General features: G+C 68.4%; 16 protein-coding genes and 1 tRNA gene. 9 read left to right on the plus strand and 8 right to left on the minus strand.

What is annotated here, in order from left to right; genetic code table 11:
• Positions 1–59: 59 nt before the first annotated feature.
• From KTC28_RS17600 to KTC28_RS17610, 3 genes are read right to left on the minus strand one after another with little or no spacing between them, the layout of a single operon-like run.
• Entirely contained in the window at positions 60–1,271 is a 1,212-nt protein-coding gene (locus tag KTC28_RS17600; RefSeq protein ID WP_216709187.1) for an acetyl-CoA C-acetyltransferase, read from the minus strand.
• 43 nt (positions 1,272–1,314) lie between these two features.
• Positions 1,315–3,141 carry an acyl-CoA dehydrogenase C-terminal domain-containing protein gene (locus KTC28_RS17605; RefSeq protein ID WP_216709186.1) on the minus strand — a complete coding sequence of 609 codons (1,827 nt, stop codon included), beginning with the start codon at positions 3,139–3,141 and terminating at the stop codon, positions 1,315–1,317.
• Entirely contained in the window at positions 3,141–3,605 is a 465-nt protein-coding gene (locus KTC28_RS17610; RefSeq protein WP_216709185.1) for a MerR family transcriptional regulator, read from the minus strand. The genes KTC28_RS17605 and KTC28_RS17610 overlap by 1 nt, the downstream gene beginning before the upstream one ends.
• Before the next feature lie 93 nt (positions 3,606–3,698).
• On the opposite strand from KTC28_RS17610, the gene KTC28_RS17615 reads away from it, so the two are divergent.
• Positions 3,699–4,829, plus strand: a complete 1,131-nt coding sequence (locus KTC28_RS17615; protein ID WP_216709184.1) for a calcium:cation antiporter — start codon at positions 3,699–3,701, stop codon at positions 4,827–4,829.
• A gap of 4 nt (positions 4,830–4,833) precedes the next feature.
• On the opposite strand, the gene hisI is transcribed toward KTC28_RS17615, so the two are convergent.
• Positions 4,834–5,199, minus strand: a complete 366-nt coding sequence (gene hisI, locus KTC28_RS17620) for a phosphoribosyl-AMP cyclohydrolase (protein WP_216709183.1) — start codon at positions 5,197–5,199, stop codon at positions 4,834–4,836.
• Between the two features lie 96 nt (positions 5,200–5,295).
• Between hisI and purF the strand changes: the two genes are divergently transcribed.
• Both purF and KTC28_RS17630 read left to right on the plus strand, forming a co-directional pair.
• The gene (gene purF / locus KTC28_RS17625; RefSeq protein WP_216709182.1) at positions 5,296–6,759 is read left to right on the plus strand and encodes an amidophosphoribosyltransferase; all 1,464 of its coding nucleotides are present in this window, start codon (positions 5,296–5,298) and stop codon (positions 6,757–6,759) included.
• A 151-nt stretch (positions 6,760–6,910) separates the two neighbouring features.
• Positions 6,911–7,612 (plus strand): SDR family NAD(P)-dependent oxidoreductase, encoded by a 702-nt coding sequence (locus tag KTC28_RS17630; protein WP_216709181.1) that lies wholly within the window; start codon positions 6,911–6,913, stop codon positions 7,610–7,612.
• Positions 7,613–7,624: 12 nt separating this feature from the next.
• Here KTC28_RS17630 and def read toward each other — a convergent pair whose 3' ends face one another.
• Both def and recR read right to left on the minus strand, forming a co-directional pair.
• Positions 7,625–8,173 carry a peptide deformylase gene (def, locus tag KTC28_RS17635; protein ID WP_216709180.1) on the minus strand — a complete coding sequence of 183 codons (549 nt, stop codon included), beginning with the start codon at positions 8,171–8,173 and terminating at the stop codon, positions 7,625–7,627.
• 43 nt (positions 8,174–8,216) lie between these two features.
• Positions 8,217–8,813 (minus strand): recombination mediator RecR, encoded by a 597-nt coding sequence (gene recR, locus KTC28_RS17640; protein ID WP_216709179.1) that lies wholly within the window; start codon positions 8,811–8,813, stop codon positions 8,217–8,219.
• 71 nt (positions 8,814–8,884) lie between these two features.
• Here recR and KTC28_RS17645 point away from each other — a divergent pair, with 71 nt between their 5' ends.
• The 3 genes from KTC28_RS17645 to truA are packed head-to-tail and all read left to right on the plus strand — an operon-like array spanning position 8,885 to position 11,623.
• Positions 8,885–9,910: a competence protein CoiA family protein gene (locus tag KTC28_RS17645; protein ID WP_216709178.1), complete on the plus strand. Its 1,026-nt coding sequence runs from the start codon at positions 8,885–8,887 to the stop codon at positions 9,908–9,910.
• Positions 9,911–9,920: 10 nt separating this feature from the next.
• Positions 9,921–10,856, plus strand: coding sequence for a methionyl-tRNA formyltransferase (gene fmt, locus KTC28_RS17650; protein WP_216709177.1), 936 nt, complete (start codon positions 9,921–9,923; stop codon positions 10,854–10,856).
• A complete protein-coding gene (gene truA, locus KTC28_RS17655) occupies positions 10,853–11,623 on the plus strand; it encodes a tRNA pseudouridine(38-40) synthase TruA (protein WP_216709176.1) in 771 nt (256 codons plus the stop codon). Before fmt ends, truA begins: the two co-directional genes overlap by 4 nt.
• Positions 11,624–11,880: 257 nt before the next feature.
• On the opposite strand, the gene KTC28_RS17660 is transcribed toward truA, so the two are convergent.
• Together KTC28_RS17660 and KTC28_RS17665 are read right to left on the minus strand one after the other, a co-directional pair.
• Entirely contained in the window at positions 11,881–12,804 is a 924-nt protein-coding gene (locus KTC28_RS17660; RefSeq protein WP_216709175.1) for an isopenicillin N synthase family dioxygenase, read from the minus strand.
• Between the two features lie 21 nt (positions 12,805–12,825).
• Positions 12,826–12,899 (minus strand) — tRNA-Met (locus KTC28_RS17665).
• A 331-nt stretch (positions 12,900–13,230) separates the two neighbouring features.
• Here KTC28_RS17665 and KTC28_RS17670 point away from each other — a divergent pair.
• The 3 genes from KTC28_RS17670 to KTC28_RS17680 are packed head-to-tail and all read left to right on the plus strand — an operon-like array spanning position 13,231 to position 15,781.
• Positions 13,231–14,100 (plus strand): isoaspartyl peptidase/L-asparaginase family protein, encoded by an 870-nt coding sequence (locus tag KTC28_RS17670; protein WP_369426562.1) that lies wholly within the window; start codon positions 13,231–13,233, stop codon positions 14,098–14,100.
• Between the two features lie 3 nt (positions 14,101–14,103).
• Positions 14,104–15,324 carry an NAD(P)/FAD-dependent oxidoreductase gene (locus tag KTC28_RS17675; RefSeq protein WP_216709173.1) on the plus strand — a complete coding sequence of 407 codons (1,221 nt, stop codon included), beginning with the start codon at positions 14,104–14,106 and terminating at the stop codon, positions 15,322–15,324.
• Positions 15,325–15,370: 46 nt separating this feature from the next.
• A complete protein-coding gene (locus tag KTC28_RS17680; RefSeq protein ID WP_216709172.1) occupies positions 15,371–15,781 on the plus strand; it encodes an HIRAN domain-containing protein in 411 nt (136 codons plus the stop codon).
• Positions 15,782–15,886: the final 105 nt, after the last annotated feature.

Consider the following 15,886-nt stretch of genomic DNA (forward strand, 5'->3'; position numbering starts at 1 on the left):
CCAAGATCACCGACAGTGACTTTGGGTCCTCGCCTTCGCGGGGATGACACGCACCTAAATCAAATCCGCTCGATCACCGTCGCGGTGCCCATCCCGGCCCCGACGCACAGCGTCACCAGCGCGGTCGACTTGCCCGTCCGCTCGAGCTCGTCGAGCACCGTCCCAAGGATCATCGCCCCGGTCGCGCCCAGCGGGTGCCCCATCGCGATCGCGCCGCCGTTGACGTTTATCTTGTCGTGATCGATGTTGAGCGCCTGCATGTAGCGCAGGACGACGCTCGCGAACGCCTCGTTCAGCTCAAACAGGTCGATGTCGGCGACGGTCATGCCGAGGCGCTTGAGCAATTTCTCGGTCACCGGCGTCGGGCCGGTCAGCATGATCGCGGGCTCCGATCCGATCGACGCCATGCCGAGGATCTTCGCGCGCGGCTTGATGCCGTATTTCGCGCCCATGTCGCGGTTGCCGACGAGGACCGCTGCCGCACCGTCGACGATGCCGCTCGAATTGCCGCCGTGGTGGACGTGGAAGATCTTCTCGACCTCGGGGTACTTCTGCAGCGCGATCGCGTCGAAGCCGGGCATGCCCTCGCCGATCGCCTCGAATGCCGGGTTGAGGCCGCCGAGCGACTGCATGTCGGTGCCGGGGCGCATATGTTCGTCGCGGTCGAGGACGATCTCGCCGATCACGTCCTTGACGCCGATCACCGAGTTCTTGAAGCGGCCTTCGCTCCATGCGCGGGCAGCGCGCTTCTGGCTTTCGACCGCATAGGCGTCGACGTCGGCGCGGCTGAAGCCATACTTCGTCGCGATCAGGTCGGCACCAATGCCCTGCGGCATAAAATAGGTCTTGTAGGCGACCGCCGGATCCATCGGCCATGCGCCGCCGTCGGCCCCCATCGGCACGCGCGACATGCTCTCGACGCCGCCGCCGATCGCGAACATCGCCTCGCCCGAGATGACCTTGGCGGCGGCCATGTTGACCGCTTCGAGCCCGCTCGCGCAGAAGCGGTTGATCTGGACCCCCGCGACCGACTCGGCATAATCGGCGTTGAGGACTGCGGCGCGCGCGATGTCGCTGCCCTGCTCGCCGACCGGGGCGACGCAACCGAGAACGACGTCGTCGACGTCGGCGGTGTCGATGCCGGTACGGTCGCGGACGCTCTGGAGCACCTGCGTCGCGAGCTGGATCGGGGTGATCTCGTGGAGCTTGCCGTCCTTGCGGCCCTTGCCGCGCGGGGTACGGACCGCGTCGTAAATCAGTGCTTCGGCCATGGCTCGTCTCCCAAGGATTTTGTCGCAGCGTCTAGTGGGTCGATCAGAAAGCTTCGGCGGGCAGCGCCATCAGGCTCTCCGACCCCGCCTCGAGCTTGCGCCGCAGCGCGCCCGCGTCGGGGAAGAAGCGCTCGGCGAAATAGCGCGCGGTGATCAGCTTGTTCTCGTAGAAGGCGGCGTCGCTCGCGCCCGCGTCGAGCGCTGCGTGGCTTGCCTTCGCCATGATCAGCCACATCTGGCCGAGCGCGACGATGCCCATCAGGTGGAGATACGCGGTCGCCGCCGCCCCGGCGTTGTCGGGGTTCGACAGCCCATTCTGCATCAGCCACATCGTCGAGGCCTGGAGCTCGCCGCTGGCCTTCTCGAGCCCGCCCGCAATTTTTGCCAGCCGCTCGTCGCCCTTGGCGTCGGTGATGGTCTCTGCCAGCAGGCCCAGATAAGTCCGCAGCGCCCGGCCGCCGTTCATCCCGAGCTTGCGCCCGACGAGGTCCATCGCCTGGATACCGTTGGTGCCTTCGTAGATCTGGGCGATGCGGGCGTCACGGACGAACTGCTCCATGCCCCATTCGGCGATGTAGCCGTGGCCGCCATAGACCTGCTGCGACGCAGTTGCGATGTCATAGCCCTTGTCGGTGCAATAGCCCTTGATCACCGGCGTCAGCAGCCCGATCAGGTCGTCGGCGACCTGCCGTTCGTCGGGGGTCGCCGCCTTGTGTGCGAGGTCGACCTGGAGCGCCCCCCACAGGATCAGCGCACGCGCGCCCTCGTTGAACGCACGGCCGTCCATCAGCATCCGGCGGACGTCGGCGTGGACGATGATCGGATCGGCCTTGCTCGCGACGACGACGGGGCCGGGAGCCGGTGCGACGGTCGCTGAACCCGCGACGGTCAGCGCCTTGCCCTGAACGCGGTCGCGGGCATAGATCGCGGCGTTCTGGTAAGCGACTTCGCCCTGCGCGAGCCCCTGCACGCCGACGCCGAGCCGCGCGGCATTCATCATGATGAACATCGCGCGGAGGCCCTTGTTCTCCTCGCCGATCAGATAGCCGGTCGCGCCGTCGTAATTCATCACGCACGTCGAGTTGGCGTGGATGCCCATCTTGTGCTCGATCGAGCCGCACTTGACGCCGTTACGCGCGCCGAGTGCGCCGTCGTCGCCGACAATGAACTTGGGCACGATGAACAGGCTGATGCCCTTGACGTTGTCGGGCGCGCCGGTCGTCTTCGCCAGCACGAGGTGGATGATATTGTCCGACAGGTCGTGCTCGCCCGCCGAGATGAAGATCTTGGTGCCGGTGACGGCGTAGGTGCCGTCGGCCTGCGGCGCGGCGCGGGTGCGGATCAGCCCGAGGTCGGTTCCGCACTGCGGCTCGGTCAGGTTCATCGTGCCGGTCCAGCGGCCCTCGACCATCTTCGGCAGATATTTGCGCTTCTGCTCGTCGGACCCGACCGCGGCGATCGCCGCCTGCGCGCCGTCGTTGAGTCCGGGGTACATCGAGAACGCCATGTTCGCGCTCGACAGATATTCGGCGATCGCGGTGCCAACGACATGCGGCAGCCCCTGCCCGCCGTATTCGGGCGAGGCGACCAATGTCCCCCACCCGGCCTCGACGAACTGGTCGTACGCCGCCTTGAACCCGGCGGGCGTCGTCACCGATCCGTCGGCGTTGCGCGTGCAGCCCTGTTGATCACCGCTGAGATTGAGCGGCTGGAGGACGCCCTCGCAGAACTTCGCCCCTTCCTCGAGGATCGCCTGGACGACGTCGGGGGTGGCGTCGGCAAAGCCCGGCAGGTTCGAGTATTTCTCGAGGCCAACGACCGCGCTCAGCACGAACTGCGTGTCTTTGACCGGGGCGCGATAGCTAGGCATTAAATGTGGTTCTCGTGGTTGCCGAGCTCGCGCTCGCCGGATGGATTGGCGAGCTCGTCTTCGACCAGCGCACAAAATGATTGCAGTTCGTCGATCGTCGCGTCGATGTCTGCCTTTTGTTCGGCGAGCAGCGCGATCCGGTTACGGCATTTCTCGAGCGTCACCCGCCGCTGCTGCACCCGCCCGTCGCCAAGGTCGTACAGGTCGATCATCTCGCGGATTTCGGCAAGGCTGAAGCCGACGTTCTTCGCGCGCAGGATCCACGCCAGCCGGTTGCGGTCGCGCCGCGAATAGACGCGGTTCTGGCCATTCCGTGTCGGCGCGATCAGCCCCTGATCCTCGTAGAAGCGGATCGCCCGGGGCGTGACATTGAACCCCGTGCTAAGGTCGGTGATGGTAAACGTCTCCGCTCCGCACGGCGGCGGCGGCACGACGACATGGGCGAAAACCGGCGGTTCGATCATGGCCTTGATGTAGTTGACGTGCGCGTCAACCGCAAGGCGATATCGTCATCGTCGAGTTGCGCTGCCGTGTCTTACGCGGATAGGCTGGCGGGCATGCCAACCGATGCCGACCTGCCCGACCTGATCGTTCCATCCGACCTGAGGCGTGTCATCCCGATCTGGTCGTGGGCGGTCCCGGCGACGGCGTGGCTCTGCCTTTCCCTCATCACGCCGGCCGCCTTCGCGGGCTGGGGGGTCGCGGTGCTTGGCGCGGTCCTTTTCGCAACGGTGTTCGCCGCGGTTCATCACGCCGAGGTCATCGCGCACCGGATCGGCGAGCCATTCGGTACCCTTGTCCTCGCGCTCGCGGTGACGGTGATCGAGGTCGCGCTAATCGTCTCGATCATGCTGTCGGCGAAAGGCGCGGAATCGAGCCTAGCGCGCGACACGGTGTTCGCGGCGGTCATGCTGGCGTGCAACGGGGTGCTCGGCATCTGCCTGCTCGTCGCAGGCATCCGCTTCGGTGAACCGCTGTTCCGCGCCCGCGCCGCGTCGTCGTATCTCGCGGTGCTCGCCGTCCTCGCGACCGCCGCGCTGGTCCTGCCGGAGTTCACCCACACCGCGCCAGGTCCGGTCTACTCACCCGCGCAATTGGTGTTCGTCGCGATTGTCGCGGTCGTCCTCTACGGCGTCTTCCTGTTCGTCCAGACCGTTCGCCACCGCGATTATTTCCTCCCCGTCGGCGGCAACGTCACCCCCGACGCGCACGCGCCGCCGCCATCGGGTGCCGCGACCGGCGTTGCCGCACTGCTCCTGGTCGTGGCGCTCGGCGCGGTCGTCCTCCTCGCGAAGAAACTGTCGCCCGAGCTCGAGGCGGCGATGCGCGCGGCGCATGTCGCCCAGCCCGCCGCAGCGGTTGGCGTCATCGTCGCCGCGCTCGTCCTGCTGCCCGAGGCAGTGTCGGCGATCCGCGCGGCGCGGATCAACCGGCTCCAGACGAGCGTCAATCTCGCGCTCGGCTCGGCGCTGGCATCGATCGCGCTGACGATCCCGGCGGTCGCCGCTGTCGCCTTATGGACGGGACAGCCGCTCGAACTCGGGCTCGGCGACACCGGGCTGGTGTTCCTCGCGCTGACCTTCGTCGTGACGACGATGACGCTGAGCAGCGGCCGGGCGACGGTCCTGCAGGGCGCGGTCCACCTGACAATCCTCGCGCTGTTCCTGTTCCTCGTGATCGTCCCCTGACGCCTCAGTCTCGCGCCAGCGACCCGTCGCCGGTCACGGCGCGGTAGAAGCACGACCGCTCCCCGGTATGGCACGCCGGTCCTGCCGGGGTCACGCGCAGCCACAAGGCGTCCTGGTCGCAGTCGATCCGCAGCTCGACCACCGCCTGCGTGTTGCCCGACGTCGCGCCCTTGTGCCAGATCTCCTGCCGCGACCGGCTCCAGTAATGCGCCTCTCCCGTGGCGAGCGTCGCGGCGAGCGCGGTCGCGTTCATATGCGCGACCATCAGGACTTCACCCGTCGCGGCGTCGGTCGTCACCGTCTGGATCAGCCCGCGATCGTCCCATCGCGGATCGAGGGTTGTTCCGGTTTCGCGGCTCGCGTCGCTCAATTCGTTGCTCCTGTGGCACTTTAGTGACGGCGAAGGGGAGACAGATGCGCCACTCGGTCCTATATGCGCCGCAAGTTGCCGCCCTGGGGAGTCCCGATGGACGACTTTACGACCGACCCTTTCGACGGTGACCATCTCCACGAGGAATGCGGGGTTATCGGCGTTTATGGCGCCGAGGGCGCGGCGGCGTTGTGCGCGCTGGGCCTCCATGCGCTCCAGCATCGCGGGCAGGAAGCCGCCGGCATCACCAGCTTCGACAGCAAGGACTTCCACACCCATCGCGCGATGGGGCATGTCGCCGGCAACTTCGACTCCGACGACGTCATCGCCCGGCTCAAGGGTGAGGTCGCGATCGGCCACAACCGCTACGCCACGACCGGCGAGACTGCGCTGCGCAACGTCCAGCCGCTGTTCGCTGAACTCGCCTCGGGCGGGTTCGCGATCTGTCACAACGGCAACATCTCGAACGCGGTCAAGCTGCGCAAGGACCTCGTCCGGCGCGGGTCGATCTTCCAGTCGACGAGCGACACCGAGGTCATCATTCACCTCGTCGCCACCAGCACCTACCGTACGCTGCTCGACAAGTTCATCGACGCATTGAAGCAGGTCGAGGGTGCCTACTCGCTGCTGTGCCTGACCGGCGAGGGCATGATCGCCTGCCGCGACCCCCTCGGCGTCCGCCCGCTCGTCCTCGGCCGGCTCAACGACGCGTACATCCTCGCCTCGGAGACCGTCGCGCTCGATGTCGTTGGCGCGACCTTCCTGCGCTCGGTCGAACCCGGCGAGCTGATCGTCATCACCGCGCGCGGCCTGCGCTCGCTCCGCCCGTTCGGTGTCACCCGCCCCCGCCCGTGCATTTTCGAGCACGTCTATTTCTCGCGCCCCGATTCGGTCGTCGACGGGCGCAGCGTCTATCAGGTCCGCAAGCAGATTGGCGTCGAGCTGGCGCGCGAAAGCCCGTGCGTCGCCGACATGGTCGTCCCCGTCCCCGACTCGGGAACTCCCGCGGCAATTGGATTTGCCCAGGCAGCGGGCATCCCGTTCGAGCTCGGTATCATCCGCTCGCACTACGTCGGGCGGACATTCATTCAGCCCGGCGACCAGATCCGCAACCTCGGCGTCAAGCTCAAGCATAATGCCAACCGCGCGCTGATCGACGGCAAGAAGATCGTCCTGATCGACGACTCGATCGTCCGCGGCACGACCAGCCTCAAGATCGTCCAGATGCTCCGCGATGCCGGGGCCGAGGAAGTCCATATGCGGATCGCTTCGCCGCCGACGCGGCACAGCTGCTATTACGGCGTCGACACCCCCGAACGCTCGAAGCTGCTCGCCGCCAACATGGACGTCGAGCGGATGCGTGAATACATCAAGGTCGACAGCCTCGCCTTCCTGTCGATCGACGGGCTGTACCGCGCGCTCGGCGAAGACATGCGCGACGACTCGGCCCCGCAGCACTGCGACGCGTGTTTCACCGGCGATTACCCGACCCGGCTGACCGACCAGGAGGACATCGAGGTGCCCGACCAACTCTCGATGCTGGCGGAGCGGATGATCTGACCGTCTTCCCCTCCCCTTCAGGGGAGGGGCGAGAGACGTCGCGCTTGCGACGGCCCGGGGGTGGGGCCTTCGTTGCTGCAGACGAAATCGGCCGCGCCCTCGTTCCCCACCCCCGGCCCCTCCCCTGAAGGGGAGGGGAGGAGAAAGCTAAATGACCACCCTCACCGGCAAACTCGCGCTTGTCACCGGCGCATCGCGCGGGATCGGCGCCGCCACCGCCGAGGCACTCGCGGCCGCGGGCGCGCATGTGATCCTGACCGCGCGGACCGAAGCTGGGTTGATCGAGGTCGACGACCGGATCCACGCGGCAGGCGGAAGCGCGACGATCGCCCCGTTCGACCTGACCGATGGCGATGCGGTCGACCGGCTCGCGGCGGCGCTCCACGCGCGGTGGGGCAAGCTCGATATGCTCATCCTCAACGCGGCGACCCTCGGCACCCTAACCCCGGTGCCGCATATTTCGCCCAAGGATTTCGACTTCGTCGTCGCGATCAACCTCACCGCAAACTGGCGGCTGATCCGGGCGTTCGACCCGTTGCTCCGCGCGAGCGATGCCGGGCGGCTGGTGACGTTGACCTCGTCGGTGGCGACGACTCCGCGCGCCTATTGGGGCACCTATGCCGCGACCAAGGCCGCGCTCGATAGCCTCGTGCTGACGTATGGCGAGGAAGTCCGCAACGTCAGCGCGGTGCGTGTCGCGATCGTCGACCCCGGCGCGACGGCGACGACGATGCGGGCGCGCGCCTTCCCGGGCGAGGACCAGACGACGCTCAAGCCGCCCTCAGCGGTCGCGGATATGCTCGTCGGGCTGCTCGCGACCGACTTCGCCACCGGCAGCCGCCACCGGGCTTAGGATCGAGAGCGACTAAGCCGCGATCTTGCCGCGCTTCGCCTTGGTCAGCTTCTTGACGATCATGTCGCGCTTGAGCTTCGACAGATGGTCGAAGAACAGGATGCCCTCGAGGTGATCCATCTCGTGCTGGAGGCACGTCGCCATCAGCCCGTCGAGTTCCTCCTCGTGCGCGACGCCGTCGTAATCGAGCCACTTTACGCGAACCTGCAGCGGACGCGCGACATCGCCGTACAGCTCGGGCACCGACAGGCAGCCCTCGTTGTACAGGCCGATCTCGTCGGACTCCCAGACGATCTCGGGATTGACGAAATATTGCGGGCTGCGGACGTCGGCAGGCTCGACACCCTCCTCGACGACTTCGCCGGGCCGCTGGAGGTCGATCACCAGCACGCGCTTCGGCACGCCGACCTGAATTGCGGCGAGCCCGATACCCGGCGCGTCGTACATCGTCTCGAGCATGTCATCCATCAGAGCGCGCAAGGCATCGTCGACCACGGCGACAGGTTCGGAGATGACGCGGAGGCGCGGGTCGGGGGCTTCGATGATCGGCATGATTGTCATGGCGCTGAAATAGGATCGAGCGGCCAGCCGGTCAAGAATCGCGCTATTGCACCGGACGCCGCGCCCGCAACGCCTGCGCCAGCGTCCCCTCGTCGAGATAATCGAGCTCACCGCCGACCGGCATGCCGTGGGCCAACTGCGTCACCCGCACCGGCAGGCTGGCGAGCCGGTCGGCGATGAAGTGCATCGTCGTCTGCCCCTCGAGCGTGACGTTCATCGCCAGCACGACCTCGTCGATCCCGCCGCCGGCGACCCGCCCGACGAGCGCGTCGATGCTGAGGTCCTCGGGGCGCACGCCGTCGAGCGCCGACAGCCGGCCGCCGAGGACGTGGTAACGCCCCGGGAACAGCCGCGCCCGGTCGAGCGCCCACAGGTCGGCAACCTCCTCGACGACGCACAGGCTGGTCTGGTCGCGGCGCGGGTCGGTGCAGACCGAGCACGGGTCGCGCGTGTCGACGTTGCCGCAGATCGAGCACGTCGCCAGCCGCGCCTCGACCGTCGTCAGCGCGGCGATCAGCGGGACCAGCGCGGTTTCGCGGCGCTTCAGCAGGTGGAGCACCGCGCGCCGAGCCGAACGCGGGCCGAGCCCCGGCAGGCGGGCGAGCGCCTGAGTCAACGCGTCGATTTCGGGAGCGGCCATCGCTAACCGATATGGCGGGGGACGTGCGGTCCGGCAACTCTCGACGTCGCGCCGCAGGTCGTTACGGTGGCATGATGCCGCTCCGCTGCCTCGACGATGCCGATCGCAGCCTCGATGCAGTGGCGTTGTCCCCCCTGGAGTGGGCGGCGCTGACCGCAACCAACCGCCATGTCCGGCACCTGCGGATGCACTGTTGCGGGTCGCCGGTTGCGCTGAAGACGTCGCGCCTCGGCACGCGCTTCTTTGCGCATTTCGCACTTGGCGGCTGCGCTTCGGGGGACGAGTCGCCCGAACATCTTCACCTCAAGGCGCTGGCGATCACCGCTGCGCGCGCTGCCGGGTGGACCGCTGAAGCCGAGGTTTCGGGAACCACTTCCGGCGGTGAGCCGTGGCGCGCCGACGTGCTGGCGACGCGGGGGAAGCATCGCGTCGCAGTCGAGGTCCAATGGTCGGGGCAGGCCGACGACGAGACCGCGCGACGACAGGCGCGCTACGCCGCGAGCGGGGTCCGCGCCTTGTGGCTGTTCCGGCGACCTGGCTTCGCGATCGACCCCGACGTCCCCGCGGTTCGGGTTCGCGGCACGCTGGCGGCGGGACTGACGGTACAGGGCTTGCCAGTTGCGGACTTCCTCGCGGCGGTGTTCGACCGGCGGCTCAAGTTCGGCATCCCGAGCAGGGTCGCCGCGAAGATCGTGGTCGGCGGGATCGTCGTCACTTGTTACGGCCTGCGATGCGGCGCGTTCAACCGCGCGGTCGAGCGCGTCGTCGTCAGCGCCGGGACCAACGACTGCCACATGGCGCTGTCGCACCTTAGTGACCATTTAGGCCCGAGAGCGGCCGTTCTCGCGACTCTGCCCCGCGACAAGCAGCGCGGGCCGATCCGATTGAGGACATTGCAGGGGCGGACCTATCTCGCCAACACTTGCTTCTCCTGCGGCCTGCCATTCGGCGAGGCCTATCTCACCGATCTCAACAGCCGCTGGACGATCGCCAGTACGACGATCGTTATCGACAAGGCTTGGGCGGCATCCATCGCTGCGGTCCATGAGTTCGATCCCGTCTGGTCGGTGGTTGCGCGCGACCCCGCCTTCGCCTAGCCCCACGCCGATGCGGATCGCTTTCATGGGAACCCCGGCGTTCGCCGTGCCCGCGCTCGACGCGCTCGTTGCGGCGGGGCACGACGTCGTTGCGGTCTATACTCAGCCGCCGCGCCCGGCGCAGCGCGGCAGGGCGGTGACGCGCTCGCCGGTCCACCTCCGAGCCGAGGCGCTGGGGATTCCGGTCCTGACCCCGGTCAACTTCAAGGACGATGCCGACCGTGCAGCGTTCGCGGCGCTCGATCTCGACCTCGCCGTGGTCGCCGCCTACGGGTTGATCCTGCCGCAGGCGGTTCTCGATGCGCCGCGCTGTGGATGCCTCAACATCCATGCATCGCTGCTGCCGCGCTGGCGGGGTGCCGCGCCGATCCAACGCGCGATCCTCGCCGGTGACGAGGCGACCGGCGTGACGATCATGGGCATGGAGCGCGGGCTCGACACCGGGCCGATGCTCCTCGTCGAGGCGACCCCGGTCGACCGCAAGACCGCCGGCGAGCTGACCGCCGAGCTTGCCGCGATCGGTGCCCGGCTGATCGTCGACGCGCTCGCCCGGCTCGATGCGCTGGCGCCGATCGTCCAGCCCGAGGGCGCGACCTACGCCGCCAAGATCGACAAGGCCGAGGCGCGACTCGACCTGACGCTCCCCGCCGCCGCAGTCGAGCGCGGCATCCGAGCATTCAACCCCTTCCCCGGCGCGTTCATCGAGATCGGCGGCGAGCGGCTCAAGCTCCTTGCGGCGGACGTGGTCCACGGCGACGGCCCTCCCGGTACGATCCTCGACGACCGGCTAACGATCGCCTGCGGCACCGGGGCGATCCGCCCGACTCTTGTTCAACGCGCGGGCAAGCCGGCGATGGCGGCGGCGGCGCTGCTCAACGGTTGGCCAGTCGCGCCGGGAACGGCGCTTGGGGGCTGGCCGCTCCCCACCGGCACCCGGCTCGGATGACCCGCTTCCGGCTGACCGTCGAATATGACGGCGCCCCGTTCATGGGCTGGCAGCGCCAGCACCACGGCCCGAGCGTCCAGGGCGCGATAGAGGCGGCAATCCTCAAGACGACGGGCGAGACCGTCGTCGTTACCGGCTGCGGCCGGACCGACGCCGGCGTCCATGCCGAAGGCCAGGTCGCGCATGTCGATGTCGAGCGGGCGATCGACGCCTTCCGGTTGATGGAGGCAGTGAACGCCCACCTCCGGCCGCTGCCCGTCGCGATCGTCGCGTGCGAAGTCGCCGACCCCGCGTTCCACGCGCGCTTCGACTGCATCGGGCGCAGCTACCGCTACCGTATCGTCAACCGCCGCGCGCCGCTGGTGCTCGACCGCGGGCGGGCGTGGCAGGTCGCGGTCCCGCTCGACGCGGCGGCGATGCACGACGCGGCACAACTGCTCGTCGGGCGGCATGACTTCACCACCTTCCGCTCGGTCCGCTGCCAGGCGCGGTCACCGGTCAAGACGCTCGACCTGCTGATGGTCGAACGCGACGGACCGGTCATCACGATCGCGGCGGCGGCGCGGTCTTTCCTCCACCATCAGGTCCGGTCAATGGTCGGATGCCTGCGGCTCGTTGGCGAAGGCCGCTGGTCGGCGGGCGACCTTGCTGCGGCATTGGCGGCACGCAACCGCCTCGCACTTGGGGTTAACGCGCCCCCCGAAGGGCTAACTTTCGTCGCCGCCACCTACGCCAAAGTGTCGGCTGACTTTACACCCGAGCGGTAAAGTTCGAACGCCATTGCACGACTCCAGTGACTTACCCACCAGTCAACAACTGGCATGACCTTTGCTTGATGGTTAACGATGGAGCCGCTCCGCCGATGGGTCCATGTCCTTGGGAGACCCGTGTTGCATAACCGACCGAGCCGCGGTTTCGCCCGAATGAACCTCGTGTGGGTTCTGGGGATCGCAGCGGGTGTCGTCGCCGGTGGGGTCGTCGCGTACGGCGTAATGAGCAGCAACGCCGAGGTCGCGTCCTCGCGCTAGATCAACCCGATTTCGCGAAGCCGCTGCCGCAGGAAGGCGTCGGCAGTGATCGGCTCAACCCCCTCCCCACCCAGCGGCTCGATCAGATAGTCGGGCCGGAAGTGCAGGAAGAACGGCGTCGAATAGCGCGCGACGCGGGCCCGCTCGGGAGCTGGATTGACCACCCGGTGCGTCGTCGACGGCAGCGCCCCGCCGGTCAGCCGGTCGAGCATGTCGCCGATGTTGCAGACCAGAGTCCCCGCGGGAGCCTCGATGTCGCGCCACACCCCCGTGCGGTCGAGCAGTTGCAGCCCAGCCTCGTCGGCTCCGAGCAACAGCGTGATGACGTTGATATCCTCGTGCGCCCCCGCGCGGACCGCCGCCGGGGTGCCGGTCACCGGCGGATAATGCAGCAGCCGCAGGATCGAATTGCCATCATGGGTCGGACCTTCGAAGAAGTCCGCCGCGAGCCCGAGGTGGAGCGCGATCGCGCGGAGGACGCGGCCGCCAGCGGTGTCGAGAGCGGCGAACAGCGCAGCGACGGCGGGGTGGAAGTCGGGGACCTCGCTCGGCCAGACGTTATCGGGCATCGTCGCCCGGAGCGGGTCGCCGGGGGGCAGGTCGCGCCCCATGTGCCAGAATTCCTTGAGATCCGAGGCGCTCGCGCCCTTGGCGGTCTCGATGCCGAACGGCGTCAGGCCGCGCTGCCCGCCGCCGCCGGGGATGTGGTAGCGCCGCTTGACCGGCTCGGGCAGTGCGAAGAACGCCTTGGTAGCGGCAAGCGCGCGGTCGATCAGCGCGGCATCGATGCCGTGGTCGGACACGACCGCGAACCCGGTCCGACCGAAGGCGTCGCCGAATGCCGCTGCGGCCGCTGCCGGGTCGGTCTCGACGAGGCTGAGCGGGATCGGCGCGATGTCGGCGGTCGTTCCAGGGGTCACGGCGGCGTTCCTGTCGGGCGGTAGCGGGAGAGGGACTTGAACCCCCGACCCCAGGATTATGATTCCCGTGCTCTAACCAGCTGAGCTACCCCGCCCGGCCCGACCCGACGTGCGGGAGGCGCGATATAGTCGCGAGAGCCCCTGCGGGTCAATGCCGGGTCGCGGAGCGCTAAGTTCAAAATAAGTTCACACAAAAGCATGTGTTTTCGCGTCGCCCTTTCTGCAGGACGCGAGACGATTGTGCACCGATGAGAAAGAACAGGTGCCGCCCAGTGGCGACTCGGCAAACGTATCGTAAACCGCCGCCTGTAGGACAGCGAATACGTCGCCGATTGCCGCCGCCGGATGCAGCCGCTACCACCCTTTCCGATGTCCGCTGCTCCTCACTCCGACTGGTCGCTCGCAATCCACGGCGGGGCCGGCGGCATGAGCCGCGACAACCTGACACCCGAGGCTGATGCCGCCGCGCGCGCCGCGCTATCGGCCGCCCTCGACGCCGGGGCGGCGGTCCTCGCTGCCGGTGGCACGGCGCTCGATGCGGTCGCGGCGGCGGTCCAGTCGCTTGAGGATGCGCCCGAATTCAACGCCGGGCGCGGCGCGGTGTTCACCGCCGACGGCACGGTCGAGCTCGACGCCGCGATCATGGAGGGCACCACCCGCCACGCCGGGGCGGTGGCGCGGGTGACACGCACGCGCTCGCCGGTCGCGCTCGCCCGCGCGGTGATGGAGCAGACCCCGCACGTCATGCTCGCCGGGATCGGCGCCGACGCGTTCGCGCTGACCACCGGGCTTGAGCAGGTCGACCCGGCGTGGTTCCGCACCCCTGAACGCGCGCGCCAGTTCGCCGAGGCGGGCACGACGTTCGACCGCGCGATGAAATACGGCACCGTCGGCGCGGTCGCCCGCGACATTCACGGCCACGTCGCCGCCGCAACCTCGACCGGCGGCGTCACTGGCAAGCGCTGGGGCCGGATCGGCGATTCGCCACTGATCGGCGCGGGCACCTACGCCGACGACCGCGCCGCCGCGGTATCGGCGACCGGGTCGGGCGAGGACTTCATCCGCCTCGGCGTCGCCCACGAGCTTTGCGCCCGCGTCCGGCTGCTCGGCGAGAGCGTCGCCGATGCAGCGCGGACGCTGATCGCCGAGGTCGGCGCGGTCGGCGGCGCCGGCGGGGTCATCGCCATGTCCCCCGCCGGCGACGCGACCTGGACGTGCAACACCAGCGGCATGTACCGCGGCTCGGTCACGTCGACGACCCCGCCGCGCGTCGCCATCTACGCCGACGAGGCCTAGCCGTTGGTCCATGACGTCCTGATCGTCGGCGGCGGACAAGCGGGGGCGCAGGCGGCGATCTCGCTGCGGCAAGGCGGCTTCACAGGCTCGATCACCATCGTCGGCGAGGAGATCGACCCGCCGTACGAACGCCCGCCGCTGAGCAAGGACTATCTCGCCGGCGACAAGACCGCCGACCGCCTCGCGCTCCGCCCGCAGGCATTCTGGCGCGAGCGCAACGTCACCCTCCTCCCCGGCCAGCACGTCACCGCGGTCGACCCTGTTCGACATTGCGTGGCGACAGCATCGGGCTCGACGATGGGCTACGGCAAACTCATCTGGGCGGCGGGGGGCCATGCCCGCGCGCTGCCGGTCCCGGGCGGCACGCTCGCGGGCGTGCACTCGATCCGAAGCCGCGCCGACGTCGACGCGCTGACCGCCGATCTCGCGCGGACCGACGACGTCGTCATCGTCGGCGGCGGCTATATCGGCCTCGAAGCCGCCGCGGTGCTGTCGAAGACGCGCAAGCGCGTGACGATCCTCGAGGCGCTCGACCGCGTCCTTGCGCGCGTCGCCGGCGAACCCGTGTCGCGCTTCTACGAGGCCGAGCACCGCGCCCACGGCGTCGACGTCCGCCTCGGCGCGGGGATCGAGGCGTTTGAGGGGACCGCGCACGTCACCGGGGTCCGCACGACCGGCGGCACGATTCCGGCCGGTGTCGTCATCGTCGGCATCGGCCTCGTCCCATCGGTCGCGGCGCTCGCTGCCGCCGGGGCGGTGACGCACAACGGCGTCGAGGTCGACGACCATAACCGCACCTCGCTGCCCGACATCTTCGCGATCGGCGACTGTGCCCATCACGCCAACGCCTTCGCCGACGGCGCCGGCATTCGGCTCGAATCGGTGCAGAACGCGATCGACCAGGCGAAGGTCGTTGCCGGGGTGATCCTTGGTACACCGCGCCCATATCATGCGGTGCCGTGGTTTTGGTCGAACCAGTATGACCTCAAGCTTCAGACCGTCGGGCTGAGCGCCGGCCACGACGCCACCGTCGTTCGCGGCACCCCCGAGTCGCGGTCGTGGAGCCTGATCTATCTCCGCGGCGGGCGGGTCATCGCGCTCGACTGCATCAACAGCGCGCGCGATTTCGTCCAGGGCAAGGCGCTCGTCGAGGCGGGGCTGGCTGCCGACCCGGCATCGCTGGCCGACAATACAGTGCCGCTCAAGTCACTGCTGGCGGCCTGACGCGGACCGCTTGGAATGATCCGAACGTCTCGGTTAGACGGCAGGCATGGCACGCCCAGACATGAGTCTCACCGTGGTCGGCGGCCTCCATCCCAACAAGGACGGAAGCAACCGCTTGTTCGAGATGGCCCTGTGCCTCCCGGGTGAGCCGGTGCAGCTTGTCCGGGAGCCGCGCAATCCGATCGATCCGTCCGCCGTCGCCGTGTTGAGTGCGCGCGGCATTCAGCTCGGCTATTTGTCGGCGGAGCGGTGTGGCTGGATTGGCGCCCGCCTTGCCCAAGGGGACGACATCCGCGCGGTGTTTCAATTTGCGAGCAGCGGTGTTGCCGTCATCCGCGTGAGCTTCGGTGGCGACCTGCCGGAGCTGCCCGCTTCGTCGCCCACCCCTGCGAAGCCGGCGACCGATGACAGCGGTTTCTATCCCGACGATATCCCTGACGACGACTATTACGCCTGATGGCAGCGCCGCTAACGACGATCGTGACGCGAATATCATTGGCTACCGTGCCCGCCGACGAACCTGCCGCGCACGATTGATATAACCGAGCAGCCGCGCCTCCGA

Source organism: Polymorphobacter megasporae, assembly GCF_018982885.2.
GTDB classification, from domain to species: Bacteria; Pseudomonadota; Alphaproteobacteria; order Sphingomonadales; family Sphingomonadaceae; genus Polymorphobacter_B; species Polymorphobacter_B megasporae.

What these genes read in the sequence shown, in the direction of transcription:
- KTC28_RS17680 (WP_216709172.1), top strand. Translation starts at nt 15,371, where the DNA reads ATGGCACGCCCAGACATGAGTCTCACCGTGGTCGGCGGCCTCCATCCC.
- KTC28_RS17615 (WP_216709184.1), top strand. Translation starts at nt 3,699, where the DNA reads ATGCCAACCGATGCCGACCTGCCCGACCTGATCGTTCCATCCGACCTG.
- KTC28_RS17610 (WP_216709185.1), bottom strand. Translation starts at nt 3,605, where the DNA reads ATGATCGAACCGCCGGTTTTCGCCCATGTCGTCGTGCCGCCGCCGCCG.
- KTC28_RS17670 (WP_369426562.1), top strand. Translation starts at nt 13,231, where the DNA reads ATGAGCCGCGACAACCTGACACCCGAGGCTGATGCCGCCGCGCGCGCC.
- truA (WP_216709176.1), top strand. Translation starts at nt 10,853, where the DNA reads ATGACCCGCTTCCGGCTGACCGTCGAATATGACGGCGCCCCGTTCATG.
- purF (WP_216709182.1), top strand. Translation starts at nt 5,296, where the DNA reads ATGGACGACTTTACGACCGACCCTTTCGACGGTGACCATCTCCACGAG.
- fmt (WP_216709177.1), top strand. Translation starts at nt 9,921, where the DNA reads ATGCGGATCGCTTTCATGGGAACCCCGGCGTTCGCCGTGCCCGCGCTC.
- KTC28_RS17645 (WP_216709178.1), top strand. Translation starts at nt 8,885, where the DNA reads ATGATGCCGCTCCGCTGCCTCGACGATGCCGATCGCAGCCTCGATGCA.
- KTC28_RS17630 (WP_216709181.1), top strand. Translation starts at nt 6,911, where the DNA reads ATGACCACCCTCACCGGCAAACTCGCGCTTGTCACCGGCGCATCGCGC.
- KTC28_RS17605 (WP_216709186.1), bottom strand. Translation starts at nt 3,141, where the DNA reads ATGCCTAGCTATCGCGCCCCGGTCAAAGACACGCAGTTCGTGCTGAGC.
- KTC28_RS17600 (WP_216709187.1), bottom strand. Translation starts at nt 1,271, where the DNA reads ATGGCCGAAGCACTGATTTACGACGCGGTCCGTACCCCGCGCGGCAAG.
- def (WP_216709180.1), bottom strand. Translation starts at nt 8,173, where the DNA reads ATGACAATCATGCCGATCATCGAAGCCCCCGACCCGCGCCTCCGCGTC.
- recR (WP_216709179.1), bottom strand. Translation starts at nt 8,813, where the DNA reads ATGGCCGCTCCCGAAATCGACGCGTTGACTCAGGCGCTCGCCCGCCTG.